Source organism: Streptomyces erythrochromogenes (assembly GCF_040684695.1).
GTDB lineage: Bacteria > Actinomycetota > Actinomycetes > Streptomycetales > Streptomycetaceae > Streptomyces > Streptomyces erythrochromogenes_C.
Genome location: NZ_JBFBGM010000018.1, coordinates 117,215 through 134,217, shown reverse-complemented (window position 1 = coordinate 134,217; position 17,003 = coordinate 117,215). Strand labels below are relative to the sequence as shown.

21 protein-coding genes are annotated in these 17,003 nt (G+C 73.8%); 10 read left to right on the top strand and 11 right to left on the bottom strand.

Annotated elements, in window-relative coordinates:
- Nucleotides 1-89: 89 nt before the first annotated feature.
- Nucleotides 90-734: an ArsR/SmtB family transcription factor gene (locus AB0O53_RS25230; RefSeq protein WP_365198401.1), complete on the top strand. Its 645-nt coding sequence runs from the start codon at nucleotides 90-92 to the stop codon at nucleotides 732-734.
- 31 nt (nucleotides 735-765) lie between these two features.
- Here AB0O53_RS25230 and AB0O53_RS25225 read toward each other — a convergent pair whose 3' ends face one another.
- Complete coding sequence (locus AB0O53_RS25225) at nucleotides 766-1,506, bottom strand: ferritin-like domain-containing protein (RefSeq protein WP_350999573.1); 741 nt, start codon at nucleotides 1,504-1,506, stop codon at nucleotides 766-768.
- 73 nt (nucleotides 1,507-1,579) lie between these two features.
- Nucleotides 1,580-1,978 carry a nuclear transport factor 2 family protein gene (locus tag AB0O53_RS25220; RefSeq protein WP_350999571.1) on the bottom strand — a complete coding sequence of 133 codons (399 nt, stop codon included), beginning with the start codon at nucleotides 1,976-1,978 and terminating at the stop codon, nucleotides 1,580-1,582.
- A 140-nt stretch (nucleotides 1,979-2,118) separates the two neighbouring features.
- On the opposite strand from AB0O53_RS25220, the gene AB0O53_RS25215 reads away from it, so the two are divergent.
- Nucleotides 2,119-2,721: a TetR/AcrR family transcriptional regulator gene (locus tag AB0O53_RS25215; RefSeq protein WP_365198398.1), complete on the top strand. Its 603-nt coding sequence runs from the start codon at nucleotides 2,119-2,121 to the stop codon at nucleotides 2,719-2,721.
- Between the two features lie 106 nt (nucleotides 2,722-2,827).
- Here the strand turns inward: AB0O53_RS25215 and AB0O53_RS25210 are convergent, their stop codons facing one another.
- Entirely contained in the window at nucleotides 2,828-3,823 is a 996-nt protein-coding gene (locus tag AB0O53_RS25210) for a DUF4344 domain-containing metallopeptidase (RefSeq protein ID WP_365198395.1), read from the bottom strand.
- A gap of 337 nt (nucleotides 3,824-4,160) precedes the next feature.
- The gene (gene eif5A / locus AB0O53_RS25205) at nucleotides 4,161-4,628 is read right to left on the bottom strand and encodes a translation initiation factor IF-5A (RefSeq protein WP_350999563.1); all 468 of its coding nucleotides are present in this window, start codon (nucleotides 4,626-4,628) and stop codon (nucleotides 4,161-4,163) included.
- A gap of 266 nt (nucleotides 4,629-4,894) precedes the next feature.
- On the opposite strand from eif5A, the gene AB0O53_RS25200 reads away from it, so the two are divergent.
- The gene (locus AB0O53_RS25200) at nucleotides 4,895-5,506 is read left to right on the top strand and encodes a hypothetical protein (protein WP_365198392.1); all 612 of its coding nucleotides are present in this window, start codon (nucleotides 4,895-4,897) and stop codon (nucleotides 5,504-5,506) included.
- Nucleotides 5,507-5,544: 38 nt separating this feature from the next.
- On the opposite strand, the gene AB0O53_RS25195 is transcribed toward AB0O53_RS25200, so the two are convergent.
- The 3 genes from AB0O53_RS25195 to AB0O53_RS25185 all read right to left on the bottom strand — a co-directional run bounded on the left by AB0O53_RS25195 (nucleotide 5,545) and on the right by AB0O53_RS25185 (nucleotide 7,355).
- Nucleotides 5,545-6,297 carry a barstar family protein gene (locus AB0O53_RS25195; RefSeq protein ID WP_350999557.1) on the bottom strand — a complete coding sequence of 251 codons (753 nt, stop codon included), beginning with the start codon at nucleotides 6,295-6,297 and terminating at the stop codon, nucleotides 5,545-5,547.
- Nucleotides 6,298-6,339: 42 nt separating this feature from the next.
- Nucleotides 6,340-6,555, bottom strand: a complete 216-nt coding sequence (locus tag AB0O53_RS25190; protein ID WP_350999554.1) for a hypothetical protein — start codon at nucleotides 6,553-6,555, stop codon at nucleotides 6,340-6,342.
- Between the two features lie 125 nt (nucleotides 6,556-6,680).
- Complete coding sequence (locus AB0O53_RS25185) at nucleotides 6,681-7,355, bottom strand: deoxynucleoside kinase (RefSeq protein ID WP_350999552.1); 675 nt, start codon at nucleotides 7,353-7,355, stop codon at nucleotides 6,681-6,683.
- A gap of 381 nt (nucleotides 7,356-7,736) precedes the next feature.
- Between AB0O53_RS25185 and AB0O53_RS25180 the strand changes: the two genes are divergently transcribed.
- Nucleotides 7,737-8,123 (top strand): hypothetical protein, encoded by a 387-nt coding sequence (locus AB0O53_RS25180; protein WP_365198387.1) that lies wholly within the window; start codon nucleotides 7,737-7,739, stop codon nucleotides 8,121-8,123.
- The gene (locus tag AB0O53_RS25175) at nucleotides 8,120-8,812 is read left to right on the top strand and encodes a hypothetical protein (protein ID WP_365198384.1); all 693 of its coding nucleotides are present in this window, start codon (nucleotides 8,120-8,122) and stop codon (nucleotides 8,810-8,812) included. The genes AB0O53_RS25180 and AB0O53_RS25175 overlap by 4 nt, the downstream gene beginning before the upstream one ends.
- 34 nt (nucleotides 8,813-8,846) lie before the next feature.
- Here AB0O53_RS25175 and AB0O53_RS25170 read toward each other — a convergent pair whose 3' ends face one another.
- Nucleotides 8,847-10,289 (bottom strand): amidase, encoded by a 1,443-nt coding sequence (locus tag AB0O53_RS25170; RefSeq protein WP_365198381.1) that lies wholly within the window; start codon nucleotides 10,287-10,289, stop codon nucleotides 8,847-8,849.
- Nucleotides 10,290-10,465: 176 nt separating this feature from the next.
- On the opposite strand from AB0O53_RS25170, the gene AB0O53_RS25165 reads away from it, so the two are divergent.
- Both AB0O53_RS25165 and msrA read left to right on the top strand, forming a co-directional pair.
- The gene (locus AB0O53_RS25165; RefSeq protein ID WP_365198378.1) at nucleotides 10,466-11,092 is read left to right on the top strand and encodes a TetR/AcrR family transcriptional regulator; all 627 of its coding nucleotides are present in this window, start codon (nucleotides 10,466-10,468) and stop codon (nucleotides 11,090-11,092) included.
- Between the two features lie 135 nt (nucleotides 11,093-11,227).
- Nucleotides 11,228-11,734, top strand: coding sequence for a peptide-methionine (S)-S-oxide reductase MsrA (msrA, locus tag AB0O53_RS25160; RefSeq protein ID WP_365198375.1), 507 nt, complete (start codon nucleotides 11,228-11,230; stop codon nucleotides 11,732-11,734).
- A gap of 235 nt (nucleotides 11,735-11,969) precedes the next feature.
- Here the strand turns inward: msrA and AB0O53_RS25155 are convergent, their stop codons facing one another.
- Entirely contained in the window at nucleotides 11,970-12,596 is a 627-nt protein-coding gene (locus AB0O53_RS25155; RefSeq protein ID WP_365198372.1) for an ATP-binding protein, read from the bottom strand.
- Between the two features lie 227 nt (nucleotides 12,597-12,823).
- Between AB0O53_RS25155 and AB0O53_RS25150 the strand changes: the two genes are divergently transcribed.
- A complete protein-coding gene (locus tag AB0O53_RS25150) occupies nucleotides 12,824-13,333 on the top strand; it encodes a hypothetical protein (RefSeq protein ID WP_365198369.1) in 510 nt (169 codons plus the stop codon).
- An 87-nt stretch (nucleotides 13,334-13,420) separates the two neighbouring features.
- Here AB0O53_RS25150 and AB0O53_RS25145 read toward each other — a convergent pair whose 3' ends face one another.
- Complete coding sequence (locus AB0O53_RS25145; RefSeq protein ID WP_365198367.1) at nucleotides 13,421-14,179, bottom strand: rhomboid-like protein; 759 nt, start codon at nucleotides 14,177-14,179, stop codon at nucleotides 13,421-13,423.
- Nucleotides 14,180-14,553: 374 nt separating this feature from the next.
- Between AB0O53_RS25145 and AB0O53_RS25140 the strand changes: the two genes are divergently transcribed.
- Together AB0O53_RS25140 and AB0O53_RS25135 are read left to right on the top strand one after the other, a co-directional pair.
- On the top strand, nucleotides 14,554-15,420 hold the full coding sequence (locus tag AB0O53_RS25140) for a C40 family peptidase (protein ID WP_365198364.1): 867 nt from the start codon (nucleotides 14,554-14,556) through the stop codon (nucleotides 15,418-15,420).
- A 56-nt stretch (nucleotides 15,421-15,476) separates the two neighbouring features.
- On the top strand, nucleotides 15,477-15,860 hold the full coding sequence (locus AB0O53_RS25135; RefSeq protein ID WP_350999528.1) for a hypothetical protein: 384 nt from the start codon (nucleotides 15,477-15,479) through the stop codon (nucleotides 15,858-15,860).
- Nucleotides 15,861-15,925: 65 nt separating this feature from the next.
- Here the strand turns inward: AB0O53_RS25135 and AB0O53_RS25130 are convergent, their stop codons facing one another.
- Nucleotides 15,926-16,891, bottom strand: a complete 966-nt coding sequence (locus AB0O53_RS25130) for an MBL fold metallo-hydrolase (RefSeq protein WP_350999526.1) — start codon at nucleotides 16,889-16,891, stop codon at nucleotides 15,926-15,928.
- Nucleotides 16,892-17,003 lie beyond the last annotated feature (112 nt).

The window sequence follows — 17,003 nt, the reverse complement described above, 5'->3', positions numbered from 1 at the left end:
GAGAATCCTCGCCACTTCCGTGATGCCGGATTCTGGAGCCGCCGGAGGGGAGTTGTCAAAAGTGTTTACGCCCATGGACACTTCGGCGCATGGCAGAACACCGGCCACCCGCACCCGCAGACTTGCCCGCGCCCGCAGACGCGCCGGGGACCGACGCCGACCAGGGCGAGCAGGACGAGCAGCTCCGCGACGAGCACGGCCACCTCGTGCTGCGCTCGCCGCAGCAGTTCAAGGCCCTCGGCCACCCGGTGCGCCACCGCATGGTCAACGTCCTGCGCCAGCGCCCCGCCACCCTGCGCCAGCTCGCCCGGGCGCTGGAGATGAGCAAGGGCACCATCGGCTACCACGTACGCGTGCTGCGCGAGGCCGGTCTGGTCCGCCTGGCCGAGACCCGCCAGGTGCGCGGCGGCACCGAGCAGTACTTCGCCCTGGTCAGCAAGGGCTTCACGCTCCACCAGGACGCGGCGGTCGGCCCGGAGTTCCTGATCAACGCAGCCCTCGGCGAGATGCTGCCGAGCCCGCCCGGCCAGGCCTCCCACACCGTCCTGCGCCACCTCTGGCTCACCGGTGCCGAGGCGCGTGCCCTTCGGGCGCGGCTGCGCGCGACGGTGGACGAGCCGCACCCGACGGACCCCGCCCGCGGCGAGCCGTACGGGCTGCTGGTCAGCCTCTTCCGCGCCGACGTCCCCAACCTCCCGCCCGACGACGCCCCCACCGGCTCCGCTCCCGCCTGAGGTGTTCCGCACGCCGGTGCGGACGGCCCGGTCACACCCGCGCGCCCGCCCGCGCCGGCGCGGGGACCGGGCCCGCCGACATCTCGCGCGCCATCCACGCGGAGGAACGCAGGGCCTGCGCGACGAAGGAGCCGCGGCCCACCCCGAGGGTCCTCAGGGCCGGCCCGTGGTCCACCGCGACCAGCGTCGCGGCGCCGGCCAGCAGTGCGCGCCATCCGGCCGCCACCGCCCGCCGGGCGGGCCGGGGCAGCGCGGCGAGGCCCTCCCGCAGGCGCAGGCAGTGGAAGGGTACGTGCCGCTCCTCGTCCGCGAGGATCCGCCCGGCGACCTCGCGGACCAGCGGGTCGCCGGCCCCCTCGGACAGGGCCCGGTAGTACCCCAGGGCCACCACCTCGGCGATCATCAGCACCAGCAGCTCCACCCGCAGCCCGAGCAGCCGCCGCACCCGGACGAAGGCCGCGTCGCTCCAGTGCCCGTCCAGGGTGCCCGCCCCGCCGGCCTCCAGCAGCAGCCTCAGCATCCGCGCGTGGTTCTGCTCCTCGGCGATGAAGAGCCGGACCGCCGCGGAGTAGACCGGATCGCCCGCCAGGTCGGCCTTGCCGCACAGCGCGGAGCCGTCGCCGTCCTCACCGACCTGGAACGTGCCGATGCTGCGGACGAGTTCGGCCGGCAGCTGCGCACCCTTGGACCAGTCGGGATCGCCCACGGCCGCCCGGCGCTCCCGCTCGGCCTCGAACTCGCGCACCCATGCCTCGTACCCACTTTTGATCATGTTCAAGAATCTAGCGACTGTTGAGCGTGTTCAAAAGCTTTGGAGTGTCATGGCTGCGTAACAGGGGGCCGGTTCAGCGGGCGCTGCCGATGTTGCGGTCCGCGTCGGAGCCGCTGAGCATCAAGGTGGTCTCCTCGATGCGGTGGAAGCGGCCGTCGGCGGCGAGTTCGGCGAAGACGTAGACCTCCATGGTGACGGTGGTGCCGTCGTTCTTGGTGATGTGGCAGGTGTGCCGGTCGGCGTACTTGGCGCCGTCGTACAGCTCGTCGTGGACCTCGACCGTGCCGCCGGCGACGATGCCGCGCAGGTGGCCGATGTGGTCGAGGAACTCGGCGCGGTCCGCCCACTCGCCGTCCGTGCGCTGGCGGTATCCGGGGGTGAAGTGGCGCTCGGCGGCCTCCTCCAGGGTGATGTCGCGGTTGAACAGCAGGTCGTTGAGGGCGGCTTCGATTCCGGTGCGGGTGCGGTTCATCGGGGATTCCTTCTCTCATGAGGCACGGGACGGTCCGGGAAGGCCGGAGGGCGCTCCCCGTAAGCACAAATCTGTGCTTACGGCAGAACTGTAGACCCCTCGGCCGCCAATAAGCAAATAGTTGTGCTTACGATGTGGGGGTGACCTCGAAACCACCCGCCCCCCGCATCCGCAAGAGCTCCGAACAGGTCCGCGAAGCCGTCCACCAGGCCGTCGTCGACCTGCTGTCCGACCCCGGGGCCGGCGACCTCACCATCCCCGCGATCGCACAGCGCGCCGGGGTGAACCACACCAGCGTCTACCGGCGTTGGGGCAGCCGGGAGGCACTCCTGGCCGACGTGGTCGTCACCCGGCTCGAACGGGACTCGCCCCTGGCGGACACCGGCACCCTGCGCGGCGACCTGACGGCCTGGGCCGAAGGGGGCGTCGCCTCCATCCGCACCCCCGAAGGCCGGCTCCTCATCCGCGCCGTCGCCCTGTCGATGCCGGCCGGCGCCACCGAGCAGGAAGGACGCGACCGGCAGCTCGGACGCCGCCTCGAAGCCATCGAGCGCATCCGCGAGCGCGCCGCCGCCCGCGGCGAGGACCCCCCGCCCCTGGACCGGATCCTCGACCAGCTCGTCGCTCCGCTCTACCTGCGGGCCATCTTCGGCATCGACCCGCCCGCCACCGGCTATCCCCAACTCCTCGTGGACCGGCTCCTCGGCGACGCGGGCACGGCGGAAGGGGCGGCGACGACCTGAGGCCGAGGCGGGCCGCCCCCCAACGCCCGGCCCGCCCGCAATGCCCCGCCCGCAGTGCCTCGCCCGCCCGCAGGACCGGCCTACCGGCCGGCGCCGGGCGGGCGGCTCACTGGCTGCTGCGGATCTCGTCGATCCGCTCCGCCAGGGCCTGCGTCTGCGCGACCAGCTGCGCCTGCGCCTTCTTCTGCTCCCCGTCACCCCGGGCCGTGAACGCCGGGCTGAAGTGCGGCTGGAGCTGGGTCCACCAGCCGTAGTCCAGCATCGCCCACGCCTGCGGGCACAACGGGGCGCGGGTCTTGGGGAGGTAGCCGCTGTCGACCAGGGCCCGCTGGTACGTCTTCGGGTCGCTCCCGTACAGGTAGCACAGGAAGTTGTAGGCCCGCTGCTGGGTGACCGGGTGGTCGCTCGACATGCCCTCCAGGGTCGGCCGGCCCTCCTTGCGGGCGATCGCGTCGAAGAGGACCGCGGCGGCCAGCGACGGCCCCGGACCGACCTCGTTGACGGTGTAGAAGGACGCGAAGCCGTCGGCGGCGTCCTCTTCGAGACCGAGGTTGGCCAGCGGGAACTGGCGCTGCAGCGCATGGCCCATCTCGTGGCCGAAGATGAACTCCGTCGACAGCACGGTCAGGTCGTCGGTGTTGTACTGCGCCGCTGTCAACGCCGCGGGCCGCTCCACGGTCTTCACGACGTCCGCGAAGGCCTTCTCGATCTCGGCCAGGAACGGCGGCGGGACGAAGATCGTCCTGCCGTCGGGCTGGGTGACGGCGTCGGTGACGCCGCGCGGCACGTCGGCGGTGACCTTCACGACCAGGTCGTGCGGGAGGGTGAGCGACCTGTTCACCCAGTCGGCCGACTTCTCCAGCACCCCGGATCTCCGGATCAGCGCCACGACCTGCCGGTCCTGCGGCGCGACCGTGGCGGTCTCGTAGACGACGCTGACCCGGCCCGAACGCGCCGCCTGCGGGTGCGGACCCGCGCCCGGCACCTCCCCGCGCTCGCGCGCCCCGCCGCCGCACCCGGTCATGACGGCCCCGGCGAGGGCCAGCACGCCCGACAGCACCACGGCGCGCTTCCTGCTGGAACGACCGGCGGTGTTCGCCATCCTCGACCCGCTCCCGTGCTCCGCCCCCTCGTGTGTCCCCTCCCCGATCCTCCGGCCGGCGGGAGGCGCGTGCCCGTCGGGCCGCCCGTTCGGGGGAGCACCCGCCCGAGCGCGCCCGCCGGTCGGCCCGGTCGGCCCGGTCGGCCCGGTCGGCCCGGTCGGCCTGGTCGGGGGAGCGTTCCCGCCCCGCCCGTCCCGCCGCCGTCCCCGTCCGGCCGGCGAGGCGGTCCGCGGGAGGCGGCCCCGGCCCGGCCGGCGTGCCGGGCCCGGCCGTGGTTCCCGCCGCACGTCAACCGGCTTTCGAGGCGCTGCCGTTGGCCCCCCCGCCGCGGGCCGGCTACTCCGCGCGGTGGCCGGTGACGGCCTCCCGGCCCATGGCGCGGGTCACGGTGACCCGGACGCACCGGCCGGCGGCGAAGTCGCTCTCGATGGCCCGGCCGAGTACGCCCTCCGGCAGCGCGACACCCTCCCCGGCCCCTCCCGCGGACTCCACCACGAGCGAGAGGCGCCCGTCGTCGATGCCGGCCAGCACGTACTCGGTGTGGACGACCACCGGTACCTCCACGTCGTGGGCGCAGGGGTGCATGTCCTCGCGCCGCTCGCCGGTGAAGACGTCGATCCCCGTGAGGTTCACCTCGGTCTGGCCGCGCTGGCCCGACTTCGAGATCGAGACGTCGGTGAGCCTGCAGGCGAACCCGTCCATGAGCACATGGCCGTTCCTGCGCAGGGTCCCCGCCCGCATCGGGAACGTGTCGCTCCCGCCGGCCTGCGCAGGCGGTTCGAAGTCGAGGTCCACGTCGCTCATGCTGCCTCCTGTTGCGAAGGTTTCCGCTGGTCGAGCCGCAGTAGACCACCTCACGCCACGCGAAGCACCGACTGTTCCCCCGACGGGGTGAGCCCAGGCACACCAACCGGCCGCGTACGGCCCAACAACGCGGCCACGCCGCCCGCTCGGCGCCCGCCGGGCCCCGTACCGCAGCGGCCCGCCGACCCCGCGCGCCGGGGGATCCTCCGCCGGGGCCCGCACGGTCTGCGGCGGCCGGTGTCAGGGGCTCCGTCTACGGTTGCCCGGTGAACGCACCACACTCAACGGGCGCACCGGCCGCCCCGCCCGCAGCCGCCCGTCCCGACGCGCTGCTGCCGCTGCTGGGCACAGACGAGGACGCCGTCGCGTACTTCGCCGGGGTCGCGGACCTCGACGCGACCGCCCCGTCCTCCCACCTGCTGGAGGACGGGATCCGGCTCGCCTCCGGCGCCCGACTGGAGCAGTTCGCGCGGGCGGCCTCGGGAGACGCGTTCTGCTTCGTCGGCGAGGGCGGAGAGGAACGCCCCGTGGTGTACGTGAGCCTCGACGGCGAGGCCGGACCGCTCGCGCTGGGGCTCCCGGAGCTGCTGCGGCTGTGTCTCGCGGTGCCGTGGTGGCGGGACGCTCCCGGGCGGACGGCCGGGGAACTGGAAGCCGTCGCCGGGGAGTACCGCCAGGACGTGCCCGACCTCGACCGGCGGCGCGACCGCGCGGCCCGGGCGCTCGGCCTCGGTCCGGCCGGGCTCCCGTCCGGGGCGGCGGCCCTGGCCCGGCTCGCGGAGCTCTCCCGGGGGCCGGTCGCGGCGGCCTGCCGCGTCGTCGGGTCCGAGGGCGAGGCGTTCGACCCCCTGTTCGGCGCCCTCCACGCCCGCCCCTGAGCATCCACGCCCGCCCCTGGGCGTCCCCGCGCGGCCCGTCAGCCGGTTTCGGGCGGTGTGCCCGGGTGGGTGCGGCGCAGGTGGTCGGTGCGGGACCGGAGGATGCCCTGGGCTTCGTGGACCGAGCAGCCGAGGTGTTCGCGCAGCAGCGCGATGCCCCGGGCGTCCGTGCCGCTGAGGATCTCCTCGTCGGCGAAGGAGAGCGGGCCGGCCGTCCAGGGGGCGGACGCGGGATCTCCACCGGGCCAGTCGGTGTCGGTCAGGGTGGCGAGCAGCCGGCCGTCCGCGAGGGCCACCGCCACGTCCTGGCCGCGGGCCGCCGCTTCCGCGAAGGCGGCGGGGGCGGTGTGGTCCGGCAGGAGGACGAAGTGCTGGGTCGTGCGCGTCCAGTCCGTGTCGGGCTCGCCGTCGGCGTCCAGTCGGAGGTTGGAGTTCCAGGCCGCCTGGGCGAGGACCGACACGAGCAGTCCGAGGAAGTCCGACGTCAGCAGGCCGTCCGCGTGGTCGATCAGAATCGCGAGGTCCCTGTTGCCGTGCCCGGGGCCGTGCCAGTCGTGGAGGCAGTCCACGAGCGCGTGCCAGTTGTGGCCGAAGTAGCCGGGGAAGGACAACTCCCGGGCGAACGTGCGGAACACGGACGCCGGATCCCGCAACTCCCGGCCGTCCAGCCGCAGGACCAGCCCGTCGCGCCGCACGAGCGCGGCCGTTTCCGACGCCAGCCACGGGTCGGCCGGGGAAGTGAACACGACCCAGGGGGAGCGTCGTTCGGTCAGGGTGGGTGTCAGCGGCACGGACGTGATCCTTGCACGGCGGGTGCCGGGCAACCGAGCGGTTTACGGCGCGTGGAAGGCGACGGGGCGGCCCGGGCCGTTCGTCCCGCTCACGGGGGAGCCGGGCCCGCCCCCGGGCGCGGCGACGGCTACGGCGACGGCGGTGGCGGACGCGGAAAGGGCGGCGGGCGCCGCTTCGGGCGCGGGCACGGCGACGGGGGCGGCGATCGCGGCGGCGACGGCGAGGACGGCGGTGGCGCGCAGGGTCCACTTCAGCACGGCGGGGCTCCGATTCCGGTGGGTGACGGCAGTGCCCCGATCGTCACCGCCCGCCGGGTGCCCGGGCATCGTCCGAAGGTCGTGGCCGTCTCCCCCGCGCGGGGGAGACGGCCACGACCTGCCGGTCACAGGCCGGTCGCGGCGTTCGCCCTGACCGCGGCCAGGGCGTCCCTGACCTCCTGGACCACGCGGGCCGCGTCGTCCGGGTTGTGAACGACGTCCGTGCTGTTCATGTCGACGACGAGGACCTCACTGGCCGAGTAGTGCAGGTTCACCCAGTCGTCGTAGCCCGACCACAGGGTGCGGTAGTACTCGATGAGGCTCTCGTCCTGTTCGAAGTCGCGGCCCCGCAGCCCGATCCGGTGCAGCACCGTCTCGAAGTCCGCCTTGAGGTAGACCATCAGGTCGGGGGCCTTGCGGTACGGCAGGCCGTCGATCTCGCGCATCATCTCGCCCAGCAGGCCCTCGTACACCTGCATCTCGAGGGAGCTGATCCGGCCCAGGTCGTGGTTGACCTTGGCGAAGTACCAGTCCTCGTAGATGGACCGGTCCAGGACGTTGTCGCCCTGCTTGTACGCCTCCTTGATCGAGGCGAACCGGGTCTGCAGGAAGTAGAGCTGGAGCAGGAAGGGGTAGCGCCTCGCCTGGATCTCCTCGGGGCTCGCCGTGTAGAAGAGCGGGAGGATCGGGTTGTCGTCGACGCTCTCGTAGAAGACGTCGCTGCCCAGTTCCTTGGCGAGCAGTTCGGCCACGCTCGTCTTGCCGATCCCGATCATGCCTCCGACGCAGATCACTGCCATACCTCACTTCTCCCCGGCGGTCTTCACTGTGCGTGGGTGTGCGGGCTGGGCATCTCACACCACTGAGACGCACGCCGACGGCACGCGATTCCCCGGGAGCTTCATGATCAGCATCAGATGGTCCCCGTCCGGACCGGAACCGGAACCCCTGACACGGGCCGTTCTCGTCGACCGGCCGGCCTGGCCCTTCCGCGGCTGCCGCACACAGCGACGAGCCCCGGCCCCGCGGCCAGCTTGAATCTTAGATGACGATTCACCCGTGCCGACCAGCCCTTCGCCGCGCGACGCACCCCCGCTCGCCGCGCCGCGCCGCGCCGCGGCCGCGGCCGGCCGCCGCCACCCGGACGCGTCGCCGCGTACCCGACGGGGTTGGATGGCGGCATGGGCAGACGCGAGAGGGACAGGGCGAAGGCGAAGGCGAAGGCGAAGCGGCCGGCCTGGGGAGTTCCGAAGGGGATCGTGCTGCTGGCGACACCGGAGGGCTGGCGCACCGGCGTCGTCACCGCGGAGGGCGGCATGCTCTGCGGGCGCCTGGCCGTGCCGGCCGACACCGACCCCCACGACGCGCGGACCGCGGCGGCGGCCATGGTCAGGGAACTCGCCCGGGACTTCCACGCCACCGACGTCGAGGTGGCCTGGGAGCCGCCCCGGGAGCCCTGGTCGTGGACCGCCGAGGTCACCCCCGTGGCCCCGGACGACGGCATGCTCCCGGGGCGGACCGGGCCGGACCGGGCCGGGCAGCCGGACAGGGGATCATCTCCTTCATGAGCAACCCCACCAGCGTCAGCACCTTCGGCCTGCGGTTCGTCATACCGAAGCACTCCTACGCCATCGAGCAGTGGGCCGAGGTCCGTCCGTTCGTCGACGGCCGGGACCTGCTGGAGCAGATCCACCCGGACGGCACGTCGAGCTGTTCGGCCCGGCACCTGCTCCGCCCCGCCACGCGATGGCCCTTCGCCGCCTCGGACGAGCCGCGCCGGATCGAGCTGTCCAACAACGACTGCGTCACCGACTGCTGCGGAGGCCTCTTCGTCACCATCCGGCGCCAGGGCGACCGGGTGCTCTGGACGTCCTGGGAGAACACGCACGACATCCGGGTCCCGCTCCCCGACGACCTGTACTTCGACGCCGCCCAGTACGACGCCGAACTGGCCAGGGCGGGCGCGGACACCGGCTGGGAGGGGCCCGTGGACACCGCCGCCCGGCTGGTGGCCGGGGAACTCGCCGCCCGCACCGCCCGGGAGGACGGCGACCCGGCAGTGTTCACCGTCGCCCCCGAGCGCACGGAGCCCGCACGGGTGACCGTGCGCCTGGGCCGGCGCGGAGCTCCGTCGGTGCAGGAGGAGGTCCTGGTCCGCGAACTGCCCGTGACCGGCGACGAACCCGTCGGGGACCTCGTCCGCCGGTTCGTCCTGCGGATCACGGCCGAGGACCTCCTGCCCGACCCGGCCGCCTAGCCCAGGGCCGGGCCGGCGGCCCGGCCGGCGGCGGTCAGGCCGCGCCCGCCCACACCGGGGGCCTGCGCTGCGCCCAGGGGGCGGCCTGCTCCAGTTGCGCGGCGAGCCGGAACAGCTGGTCCTCGCGTCCGTAGCCCGCGGCGAACTGGACGCCGACCGGCAGGCCGGTGGCCGGGTCGGAGCCGAGCGGCACCGACATCGCGGGCGTCCCGGCGACGTTGAAGGCGGCGGTGAACGGCGAGCGGTGGAAGAGGTGCTCCAGCCAGCCCGGCCCGTCGGTGTTCCGTGCGCCCCGGCCGTAGGTGCCCAGCGGCACCGGTATCTCCGGCAGGGTCGGCGTCAGCAGCAGGTCCAGGGTCGCGAACCGGGTGCCGACCGCGCGGGCGACCCGGTTGCGCACCTCCAGGGCGTGCACGAACTCCGGGCCGCTCACCGTGCGGCCCCACGCGTAGCTCGCGAGCATCTCGGGCTCGACGGTGGACCCGTCCACGGGGCGGCCGGACGCCGCGGCGAGGCCGTCCACCCACCGCACCAGGTTCGCGGACCACAGGCGGGCGTTGGCCAGGACGAACTCCTCCCAGTCCACGCCGAGGTCCACGGCGGTGGCCTCGACCCGGTGGCCCAGCGACTCCAGCAGCCGGGCGGCGGCCAGGGTGGCCGCGCGGACGGCGGGCTCCACCTCCCGCCCGTTCCCGGGGGTGGTGACCAGGCCGACGTGCAGGCGCCCCGGGTCCCGGGCGGTCTCTTCGAGGTACGGGCGGTGCGGGCGCTCGGCGAAGTAGGGGTCGCCGGTCTCCGGGCCCTGGATCAGGTCCAGCAGGGCCGCGCTGTCGCGCACGGTCCGGCTGAGCCCGCCGTGCACGGCGAGGCCGTTGAAGACCTCGTCGGCGTCCGGGCCCAGGGAGACGCGGCCGCGGGTGGGCTTGAGGCCGAACAGCCCGGTACTGGCGGCCGGCACCCGGATCGACCCGGCCGCGTCGGTGGCGTGGGCGAGGGGGGTGATGCCGGCGGCGACGGCCGCGGCCGACCCGCCGCTGGAGCCGCCGGCGGTCCGGGTGAGGTCCCAGGGGTTGCGGGTGGGCCCGTACAGGACCGGCTCGGTGGTGGTGCTGTAGGCGAATTCGGGCGTGGCCGTGCGGCCCAGCGTCACCAGGCCGGCCCGGCGCAGGCGCCGCATCAGGAAGGAGTCCTGCCCGGCCACGTTGCCGGCGGCCAGCCGGCTGCCCAGCTCGACGCGCTTGCCCCGCATGGAGACCGCCAGGTCCTTGATGAGGAACGGCACGCCCGCGAGCGGCGTACTGCCCGGCACCGGGTCGTCCTCGGCGGGCCAGCTCTCCACCACGGCGTTGATCAGCGGGTTCACGGCGGCCGTCGCGGCCCGGGCCGCGGCCGTGAGCTCGGCGGCGGTCACCTCTCCCCGGGCCACCAGCCCGGCCAGTCCCACGGCGTCGTACTGGGTGTATTCGTGCAGCTCCACGGCGTTCCACCTGCGTTCCCGATCGGTCCCGTGTGATACCGAGCGGTATCGTTTGGGGGTGGTCGGTAACGTAGCATGATCCGGAAGCCGAACCGGAAGCCGAACCGGAAGCCGAACCGGAAGCCGAACCGGAAGAGATGCCGGCCCACGCGATGCGAAGCGAAGCGAGGCACACGATGACGAGCAGCCCCCCGAGGCCGGGCCGGGACTCACGGGTCGCCCGCCTCCCCCCGCGCGAACGCATCCTCGACGCGGCCGAGGAGCTCTTCCTCAGTGAGGGCGTCCGCGCCGTCGGAGTGCAGGCCATCGCCGAGCGGGCCGACACCACCAAAGCGGCCCTCTACCGCCACTTCGCCACCAAGGACGCCCTGATCGAGGAATGGCTCCGGATCGTGGCGGCGGGCTACCGGAGCGCCTTCGACCGGGTCGAGGCCGAGCACCCCGACGACGGCCGGGCCCAGGTGCTGGGCGTGGCACGCTTCGTCGCCGAAGGGCTGCCCGACATCGCCCGGCGGGGCTGCCCCTTCGTGAACTCCTTCGCCGGACTGCCCGGCCCCGACCACCCGGCCCGCCGGCTGATCGAGACCCACAAGGCCGACCAGCGCCGCCGCCTGACCGCCATGTGCGAACGGGCCGGCGCGCACGCACCCGACGACGCCTCCGCGGAGATCACCTTCCTCCTGGAGGGCGCCCAGATCAGCGCCCAGAACGCCAGCGTCGACCGCGCGGGCGACCGGCTCATGGCCGCGGTCGGGGCCGTCCTGGACAGGGCGACCGCCGCGCGCGCGGGCACGGCCCCCTGAACGGGAAACCCCGCCCCGCCGGGGCGGGGGGAAGGCCAATGACAGGCGGCACCCGCAGCCGCGACCATCGGATCACCCTTCCGGCGGGCGACGCCCGCCGGGCGCGCCCGGACGACAACGAAAGGACACCCCGTCATGAGCGAGACCGAGCAGAAGGCATGGCTGGCCGGCGGCTGCTTCTGGGGCATGCAGGACCTCATCCGCAGACTCCCCGGCGTACTGGCCACGCGGGTCGGATACAGCGGCGGCGGCACCCCCCACCCCACCTACCGCGACCACGGCACCCACGCGGAGTCGATCGAGATCGTCTTCGACCCCGCCGCCACCGACTACCGCACCGTCCTGGAGTACTTCTTCCAGATCCACGACCCGACCACGAAGAACCGCCAGGGCAACGACATCGGCACCAGCTACCGCTCCGCCATCTTCTACCTGGACGAGGAGCAGCGGCGCATCGCCCAGGAGACCATCGCCGACGTCGAGGCGTCCGGCCTGTGGCCCGGAACCGTCGTGACCGAGGTGGTCCCCGCCGACGAGTTCTGGGAAGCCGAGCCGGAGCACCAGGACTACCTCGCCCGCTACCCCGACGGCTACACCTGCCACTTCCCCCGCCCCCACTGGAAACTCCCCAAGCGGGCCTAGGCCGCCTCTTTCGGATCTTGCCGGGCCCGCGCTGCCCGGCACCGCACCTCCCTGCGTTGTCGGGGCTCCCGAGTACGCCCAGTACGCGAGGAGCTCCTCCGCCTTGCGATGCACGGCACCGGACAACGCGGGCTCGGCCGACAAGATCCGAAAGAGACGGCCCAGCAGCCGCGACCGGCCGGCTGCGCAGGCCGGCAGGCCGGTGGGTCGGCCGTCCGGCCGGCGGTGAAGGCCGTCAGCCCGTGCGCCGGTCGTCGACCCTGAGCTCCAGATGCGGCCAGGCCGCGGCGAGGCGCGAAAGGTCGGCGGCCGCCGGCGCGGTCACCGGGCCCAGCGCCCCGTCCGGCCTGAAACGGACCAGCGTGCCGGTCGTGCCGTCGTCCTCGACCGGCTCGAGCCCGGTGACGGGGACGCCGTGTTCATAGCGCTGGGTCCAGGCCCCGCCCCGGCGGCGGTTGGTGTGGACGAGCCACTCGCTGAGCGCCGCGACCACGGACATGCCGCGCCGCGGACGGCCGCCGGGCAGTGCCTCAGCCTGCGGGAAGTCGAAGAACCGCAGGTCCTTCGTGGCCATGACCGGCTTCTTCACCGTCCGGCCGTGCTCGTCCACACGGGTGTCGGTGCCCCGCCCGTCGTCGCGGACGGACAGGGAGCCGTCGGGGTGGAGGACGACGGCGCAGCGCCCCCCACCCCGGCCCGACGCCTCGTCGGCGGCATAGGCGAGCACCTCGAGGGCGAGGTGCCAGGGTCCGTCCGGGGCGAACTGCGCGGGACTGCACCGGATGCGCGCCAGATGCTCCGCATCGACGGCAGCGGCCCAGTCGTGCGTGGTGTTGGCCCAGGAGGCCCTCGATCCGTCCATCGGACAAGTATCCCGCCCGGTACCGCAGCCCCGTGCGCTGCGGCCCCGCCGTGAAACGGCCCGGACCGCAGACCCGTTGACACGGAACACCGGCCATTCCTTGGAGTGACGGACGGTAGCCGTACGTGTGCGCCCGGGGCGGGCGCGGAATGTTCGAACCCGAAAACGAAGCCGCCCCGGGGCCGGCCGCCCACGGCGCGGCCGGCCCGCCCCACGGAAGGAAACGCATGAGGAAGCTCGCTCGGGCCGCATCACGGGGTACCGCCGCGGTCGCGGGAGCCCTGCTCCTCGGGGCGCTCACCGCCCCCGCCTCGCTCGCGCACGACGACCCCGCCCCCAAGAACTCCCAGGCCCAGGCCGAGAAGGCCAAGAAGTGTTCGGTGGCGCGGGACGTGAGCTCCACCGTCGTCGACTACTCCGGAGCCGGCGGCCTGTTCGAAACCGTCTTCCGCGCCGCCACCGACCGGAAGGGACATGCCTTCCTCAACGACAGCCGCAACCCCGGCGTGTGGATCAACCTCGGCCTCCTGGCCGGTGCGCCGAAGTGCGTGTCCGGCACCGCCGTGTCGGTCACCGAGGAAGACCCCGGTCACCTCTACATCACCCTCCTGGCCAGCAACGGAGTCATCCGTCAGGCCGTCTGCACCACCGCCTCCGCAACCCCCTTCACCCCGGCGAACCTGCCGGCCGCATGCGGTGCGGGATTCGCACCCCTGCCCGACACCCCGGTCCTCTGACGCCGCCGGCCACCGGCTGAAGGGCCGTCACCCGCACTGGTGGCGGCCCTCCGGCGCACCCTCACACCCCGCGCCCCCACCGGCCGCTCAGGCGAGCGGTGCGACACCGCTGCCCCGGCGCCCGCGCCCGGCCCCGTCCTCGGCGGGCGCCGGCCCGCCGGCAGGGACCCGCCGGCGCCTGAAGGCCGGGACGGCCAGCAGGGCGAAGCCGAGGAGCGCCGCCAGGAGATGGCCGACCGTGGTGAAGTCCGGCAGCGGCCCGTTCCACTCCAGCCCGCCCAGGGGCCACGCGAGCACGAACGCCGCCCACAGCGGGCGGCCCCGGCGCGGCAGGGCGAGCGTGCCGGCGGCCAGCACCGTCTGCGCGCCGTAACTGACCCCGTAGTCCAAGGACTGGCGCACCGCCGCCGGATACCAGCCGTACCGCAGCCCGACGGTGATGACGACGGCGGTCAGCAGCGTGGCCGCGACGTGCCCGCCGAGGAACACCGCCACCGCGCGCCGCTTCCCCCACCGCGCCTCCGCCCACGCCAGGAAGCAGCACACCCCCAGACCCAAGGTGATCAGGGTGCCCACGAAATCCGTCGAGGAGACGTCCGTGAGCGTCCCGTCGAAGAACAGCGCGCTGCCCACCAGCGCCGGCAGCGGATGGTCCCGCAGGTTGTCCAGGTTGGTGCTGAGGTACCCCAGCACGGCGTCCGCCCGATCGGAGGACACCAGGCCGATCCACACGTGGCCGGCCAGCAACAGGCAGACATAGGCGAGGGTCAGCGGCGCACGGCGCGGATACCCCCGCACGGCGCGGAGCGCCCTGCCGAGCGGCCCCGACGGTGGCGTTGCGTTCATCCGCGGCATTCTCCGGTTCGGTCGAGTCGAAAGCGGTGGACCGTCCGGCCGGCATCGCGCCGCGGCCGCTCCCCGCCCACCCCCTCAAGGTGATGCGGTTTCCCGCGCCCGGGTTCCGGCGAAGGCGCAGCAAGTGCCGGCGACGTACCGGCGACGTGCCGGCGTACGACGCCCCCGCGGCTGACGGCTCCTCAAAAGCCCAGGCGGGAGGGGGTTTCCCCGGAGTTTCCCGTTTCCCGTTGCAGTGGTCGACCCGCGCCTCCTCGACACGCACGGCCGCCGGGGAACAGTCTCGAAGTGCCCGACAGGACACCACGACGAGCACGACGCCCCGCGGCACACCGCGCGGCGGAAACGGGGGACCGGACATGGCGATGCGCACCACGACAGCGGCGGCCGCCGCCGCACTCACCCTCCTGGCCGCGTGGGCAGGAGCCCACAGCGCCACCGCGGCCACCACCGCCACGACACCGGAGAAGACCGCGACCGCGGCGGCGGGGGAGTGCCGCGTACTGGCCCCCGGCGCCTCCGCCGTGGCCGAGAAGGCCGTGGCGGCCGCCTGCGAACAGATCGGCGTCTGGTACACCTGGGGCGGCGGCCACGGGCCACAGCCGGGCCCCACCTACGGCCAGGTCGACCCCAGCGACCCCGACAGCGCACACGACCCCGAGCGCCTCGGCTTCGACTGCTCGGGACTGGTACGCCACGCCTACCACCGCGCGGCCGGCGGCGACCCGCTGACCGGCAACGCCCACCACCAGTTCCACTCACCACACGTGCAAGAGCGGTTCACCGCCGCCCAGGGGACCGCACCGCTGCTCCCGGGGGACCTCCTGGCCTGGGGCTCGGGCCCCGTCCACCACATCGCGATCTACCTGGGCGCGGGCAAGATGGTCGAGGCCCGGGAATCGGGCACCCGGATCACCGTCAGCGACGTACGCCTCGGCGGCGACTACGCCGGCGCGGTCCGCATCGCACCGCCCGCGCAGGCACCCGGCACGTTCAGCACCTGGGGCACGGACGTGTGGACCCACACCGAGCCCTCCACCACCAGCCCGCGGGTCCACAAGTTCCCCGGCCCCACCACGGTGCGCATCGACTGCCAGAAGCACGCCGAACCCGTGACCGCCGAGGGCTACACCAACGACGCCTGGTCCTACCTGCCCGAGTACGGGGCGTGGATCACCAACATCTACATCAAGGGCCCCGCCTGGCTGGACGGCGTACGCACCTGCCCCTGACCTCCCATACACACCACCCCGAACCCACACCGCACACCATGTTTCGAGGAGAGATCATGTCCGCACGCAACAAGATCGTCCTGGGTCTCGCCGCCGCCGCACTGGCGGGCGGCATGGCCACCGTGACCGGGCCCGCCGCGGCCGCGCCCGCCGCCGGCACGAGCGCCGCCGCCGAATGCGGGGTGCGCGCCGACGGCAAGCTGTGGTGCGGCAACCGGGTCGGCGCCAAGGGCTACGAGCACCGCCGCTACAACTCCGCGGTGCGCGGGCCGCTGAACACCAGCCCCAGCTGGTTCCAGTGCTGGGGCCGCGGCGACCAGCACGCCGGCGGCAACAACGTCTGGTACTGGACCCAGTTGGACAACGGCCAGTGGGGCAACGTCGCCGCCGTCGACGTCCACACCTCCGTCGACCCCGCGCCGGGCCTGCGCGAGTGCTGACGAGGCCCTGAACGAACGGCGGCGCGGCCCCCACCGGCGAGATCCGGTGGGGGCCGCGCCGTCCGTCAGCCGTGCTGGTGCTGCTCGGGCAGCCGGCTCTCCGGATGCGCCCACAGCAGCACGTTCGCGGGCCGCTCCTCGCGGAAGAAGTCCAGCACGTCCTGGTCCGAATGGCGCAGGCTGAAATGGGTGAGGACGAACAGGGTCTGCGGGTTGGCCTCGACGACCGGCTTCAGCCGGCTCCACACGGTGTGCCCGACCCGGTCGGCCCGCGCCAGCTCGGCATCGTCGAGGAACGTGCACTCGGTGATGACCACCGGATACTCCAGCAGCCACGGACTGTCCTCGAAGACCCTCACATGGGTGTCCCCGAGGAACGCGAACAGCGGCCTGAGCACCTCCCGTTCGACCTCCACGCCCTCCTTGCGGCGCTGCGCGAGGATCCGGCCGAACTCCGCACCCCGGCCCTGCTCCGCGAGGCTGCGCCGCAGTTCCTCGTACTCGGGCAGCAGCGCCTTGCGCGGCTCGGAGAACGCGTACCCCACGCACGGCACCTTGTGGACGCACTCCACCACCCGCACCCGGTGGCCGCGCCGCCCGAAGGAGAACTCGTCACCGCCGCGCACCCCGTGGAGCCGGCAGCCCGCGGCGAGCGCGGGGTCGTAGGAGGCGCCGTGGTTCAGCTCGGCGGACGCCCGCAGGAAGGACTCCACGTACGGCACCGCCGCGGCCGGCAGGTGGATGTCGACCCCGTCGGCCCGGGCGGCGAGGTGGTCGAGGTCCTTGGAGTGGTCGTGGTGGGTGTGGGTGAGGAAGACGGTCTCGGGCCGGCGCCCCTCCGCCAGCCCGGCGTCGAGCGCGCACCGCAGCTCCGGGATGTGGAAGAACGTCTTGTCGTTGGCGCGCGAATAGCCGGTCAGGGTGAACTCGGTACCGGGAATCCGCCAGGTCTTCCACTGCCGGAACGGGTGCCCCCGCTCCAGCCGGTCGGGATGGGCGGCCGGTGCCGTCCGCACAGGGGCCAGTGTCATCGGTGCCTCCGTCGGACCGCCACGATCGGGTGAAGGGGCCGATCGTAACGGCCCGCCCACCGCCGAGGCCCGCGGTTTTCCCCGCCGCCCGCCCCGCCCCGCCCCGCCCGAC

Excerpts from the sequence above, each read along its gene's own strand:
- AB0O53_RS25180 (WP_365198387.1), top strand. The coding sequence starts at position 7,737 with ATGGGCAGACGCGAGAGGGACAGGGCGAAGGCGAAGGCGAAGGCGAAG.
- AB0O53_RS25135 (WP_350999528.1), top strand. The coding sequence starts at position 15,477 with ATGTCCGCACGCAACAAGATCGTCCTGGGTCTCGCCGCCGCCGCACTG.
- AB0O53_RS25150 (WP_365198369.1), top strand. The coding sequence starts at position 12,824 with ATGAGGAAGCTCGCTCGGGCCGCATCACGGGGTACCGCCGCGGTCGCG.
- AB0O53_RS25145 (WP_365198367.1), bottom strand. The coding sequence starts at position 14,179 with ATGAACGCAACGCCACCGTCGGGGCCGCTCGGCAGGGCGCTCCGCGCC.
- AB0O53_RS25230 (WP_365198401.1), top strand. The coding sequence starts at position 90 with ATGGCAGAACACCGGCCACCCGCACCCGCAGACTTGCCCGCGCCCGCA.
- AB0O53_RS25175 (WP_365198384.1), top strand. The coding sequence starts at position 8,120 with ATGAGCAACCCCACCAGCGTCAGCACCTTCGGCCTGCGGTTCGTCATA.
- AB0O53_RS25155 (WP_365198372.1), bottom strand. The coding sequence starts at position 12,596 with ATGGACGGATCGAGGGCCTCCTGGGCCAACACCACGCACGACTGGGCC.
- AB0O53_RS25185 (WP_350999552.1), bottom strand. The coding sequence starts at position 7,355 with ATGGCAGTGATCTGCGTCGGAGGCATGATCGGGATCGGCAAGACGAGC.
- AB0O53_RS25220 (WP_350999571.1), bottom strand. The coding sequence starts at position 1,978 with ATGAACCGCACCCGCACCGGAATCGAAGCCGCCCTCAACGACCTGCTG.
- AB0O53_RS25130 (WP_350999526.1), bottom strand. The coding sequence starts at position 16,891 with ATGACACTGGCCCCTGTGCGGACGGCACCGGCCGCCCATCCCGACCGG.
- AB0O53_RS25225 (WP_350999573.1), bottom strand. The coding sequence starts at position 1,506 with ATGATCAAAAGTGGGTACGAGGCATGGGTGCGCGAGTTCGAGGCCGAG.
- AB0O53_RS25165 (WP_365198378.1), top strand. The coding sequence starts at position 10,466 with ATGACGAGCAGCCCCCCGAGGCCGGGCCGGGACTCACGGGTCGCCCGC.
- msrA (WP_365198375.1), top strand. The coding sequence starts at position 11,228 with ATGAGCGAGACCGAGCAGAAGGCATGGCTGGCCGGCGGCTGCTTCTGG.
- AB0O53_RS25140 (WP_365198364.1), top strand. The coding sequence starts at position 14,554 with ATGCGCACCACGACAGCGGCGGCCGCCGCCGCACTCACCCTCCTGGCC.
- AB0O53_RS25210 (WP_365198395.1), bottom strand. The coding sequence starts at position 3,823 with ATGGCGAACACCGCCGGTCGTTCCAGCAGGAAGCGCGCCGTGGTGCTG.
- eif5A (WP_350999563.1), bottom strand. The coding sequence starts at position 4,628 with ATGAGCGACGTGGACCTCGACTTCGAACCGCCTGCGCAGGCCGGCGGG.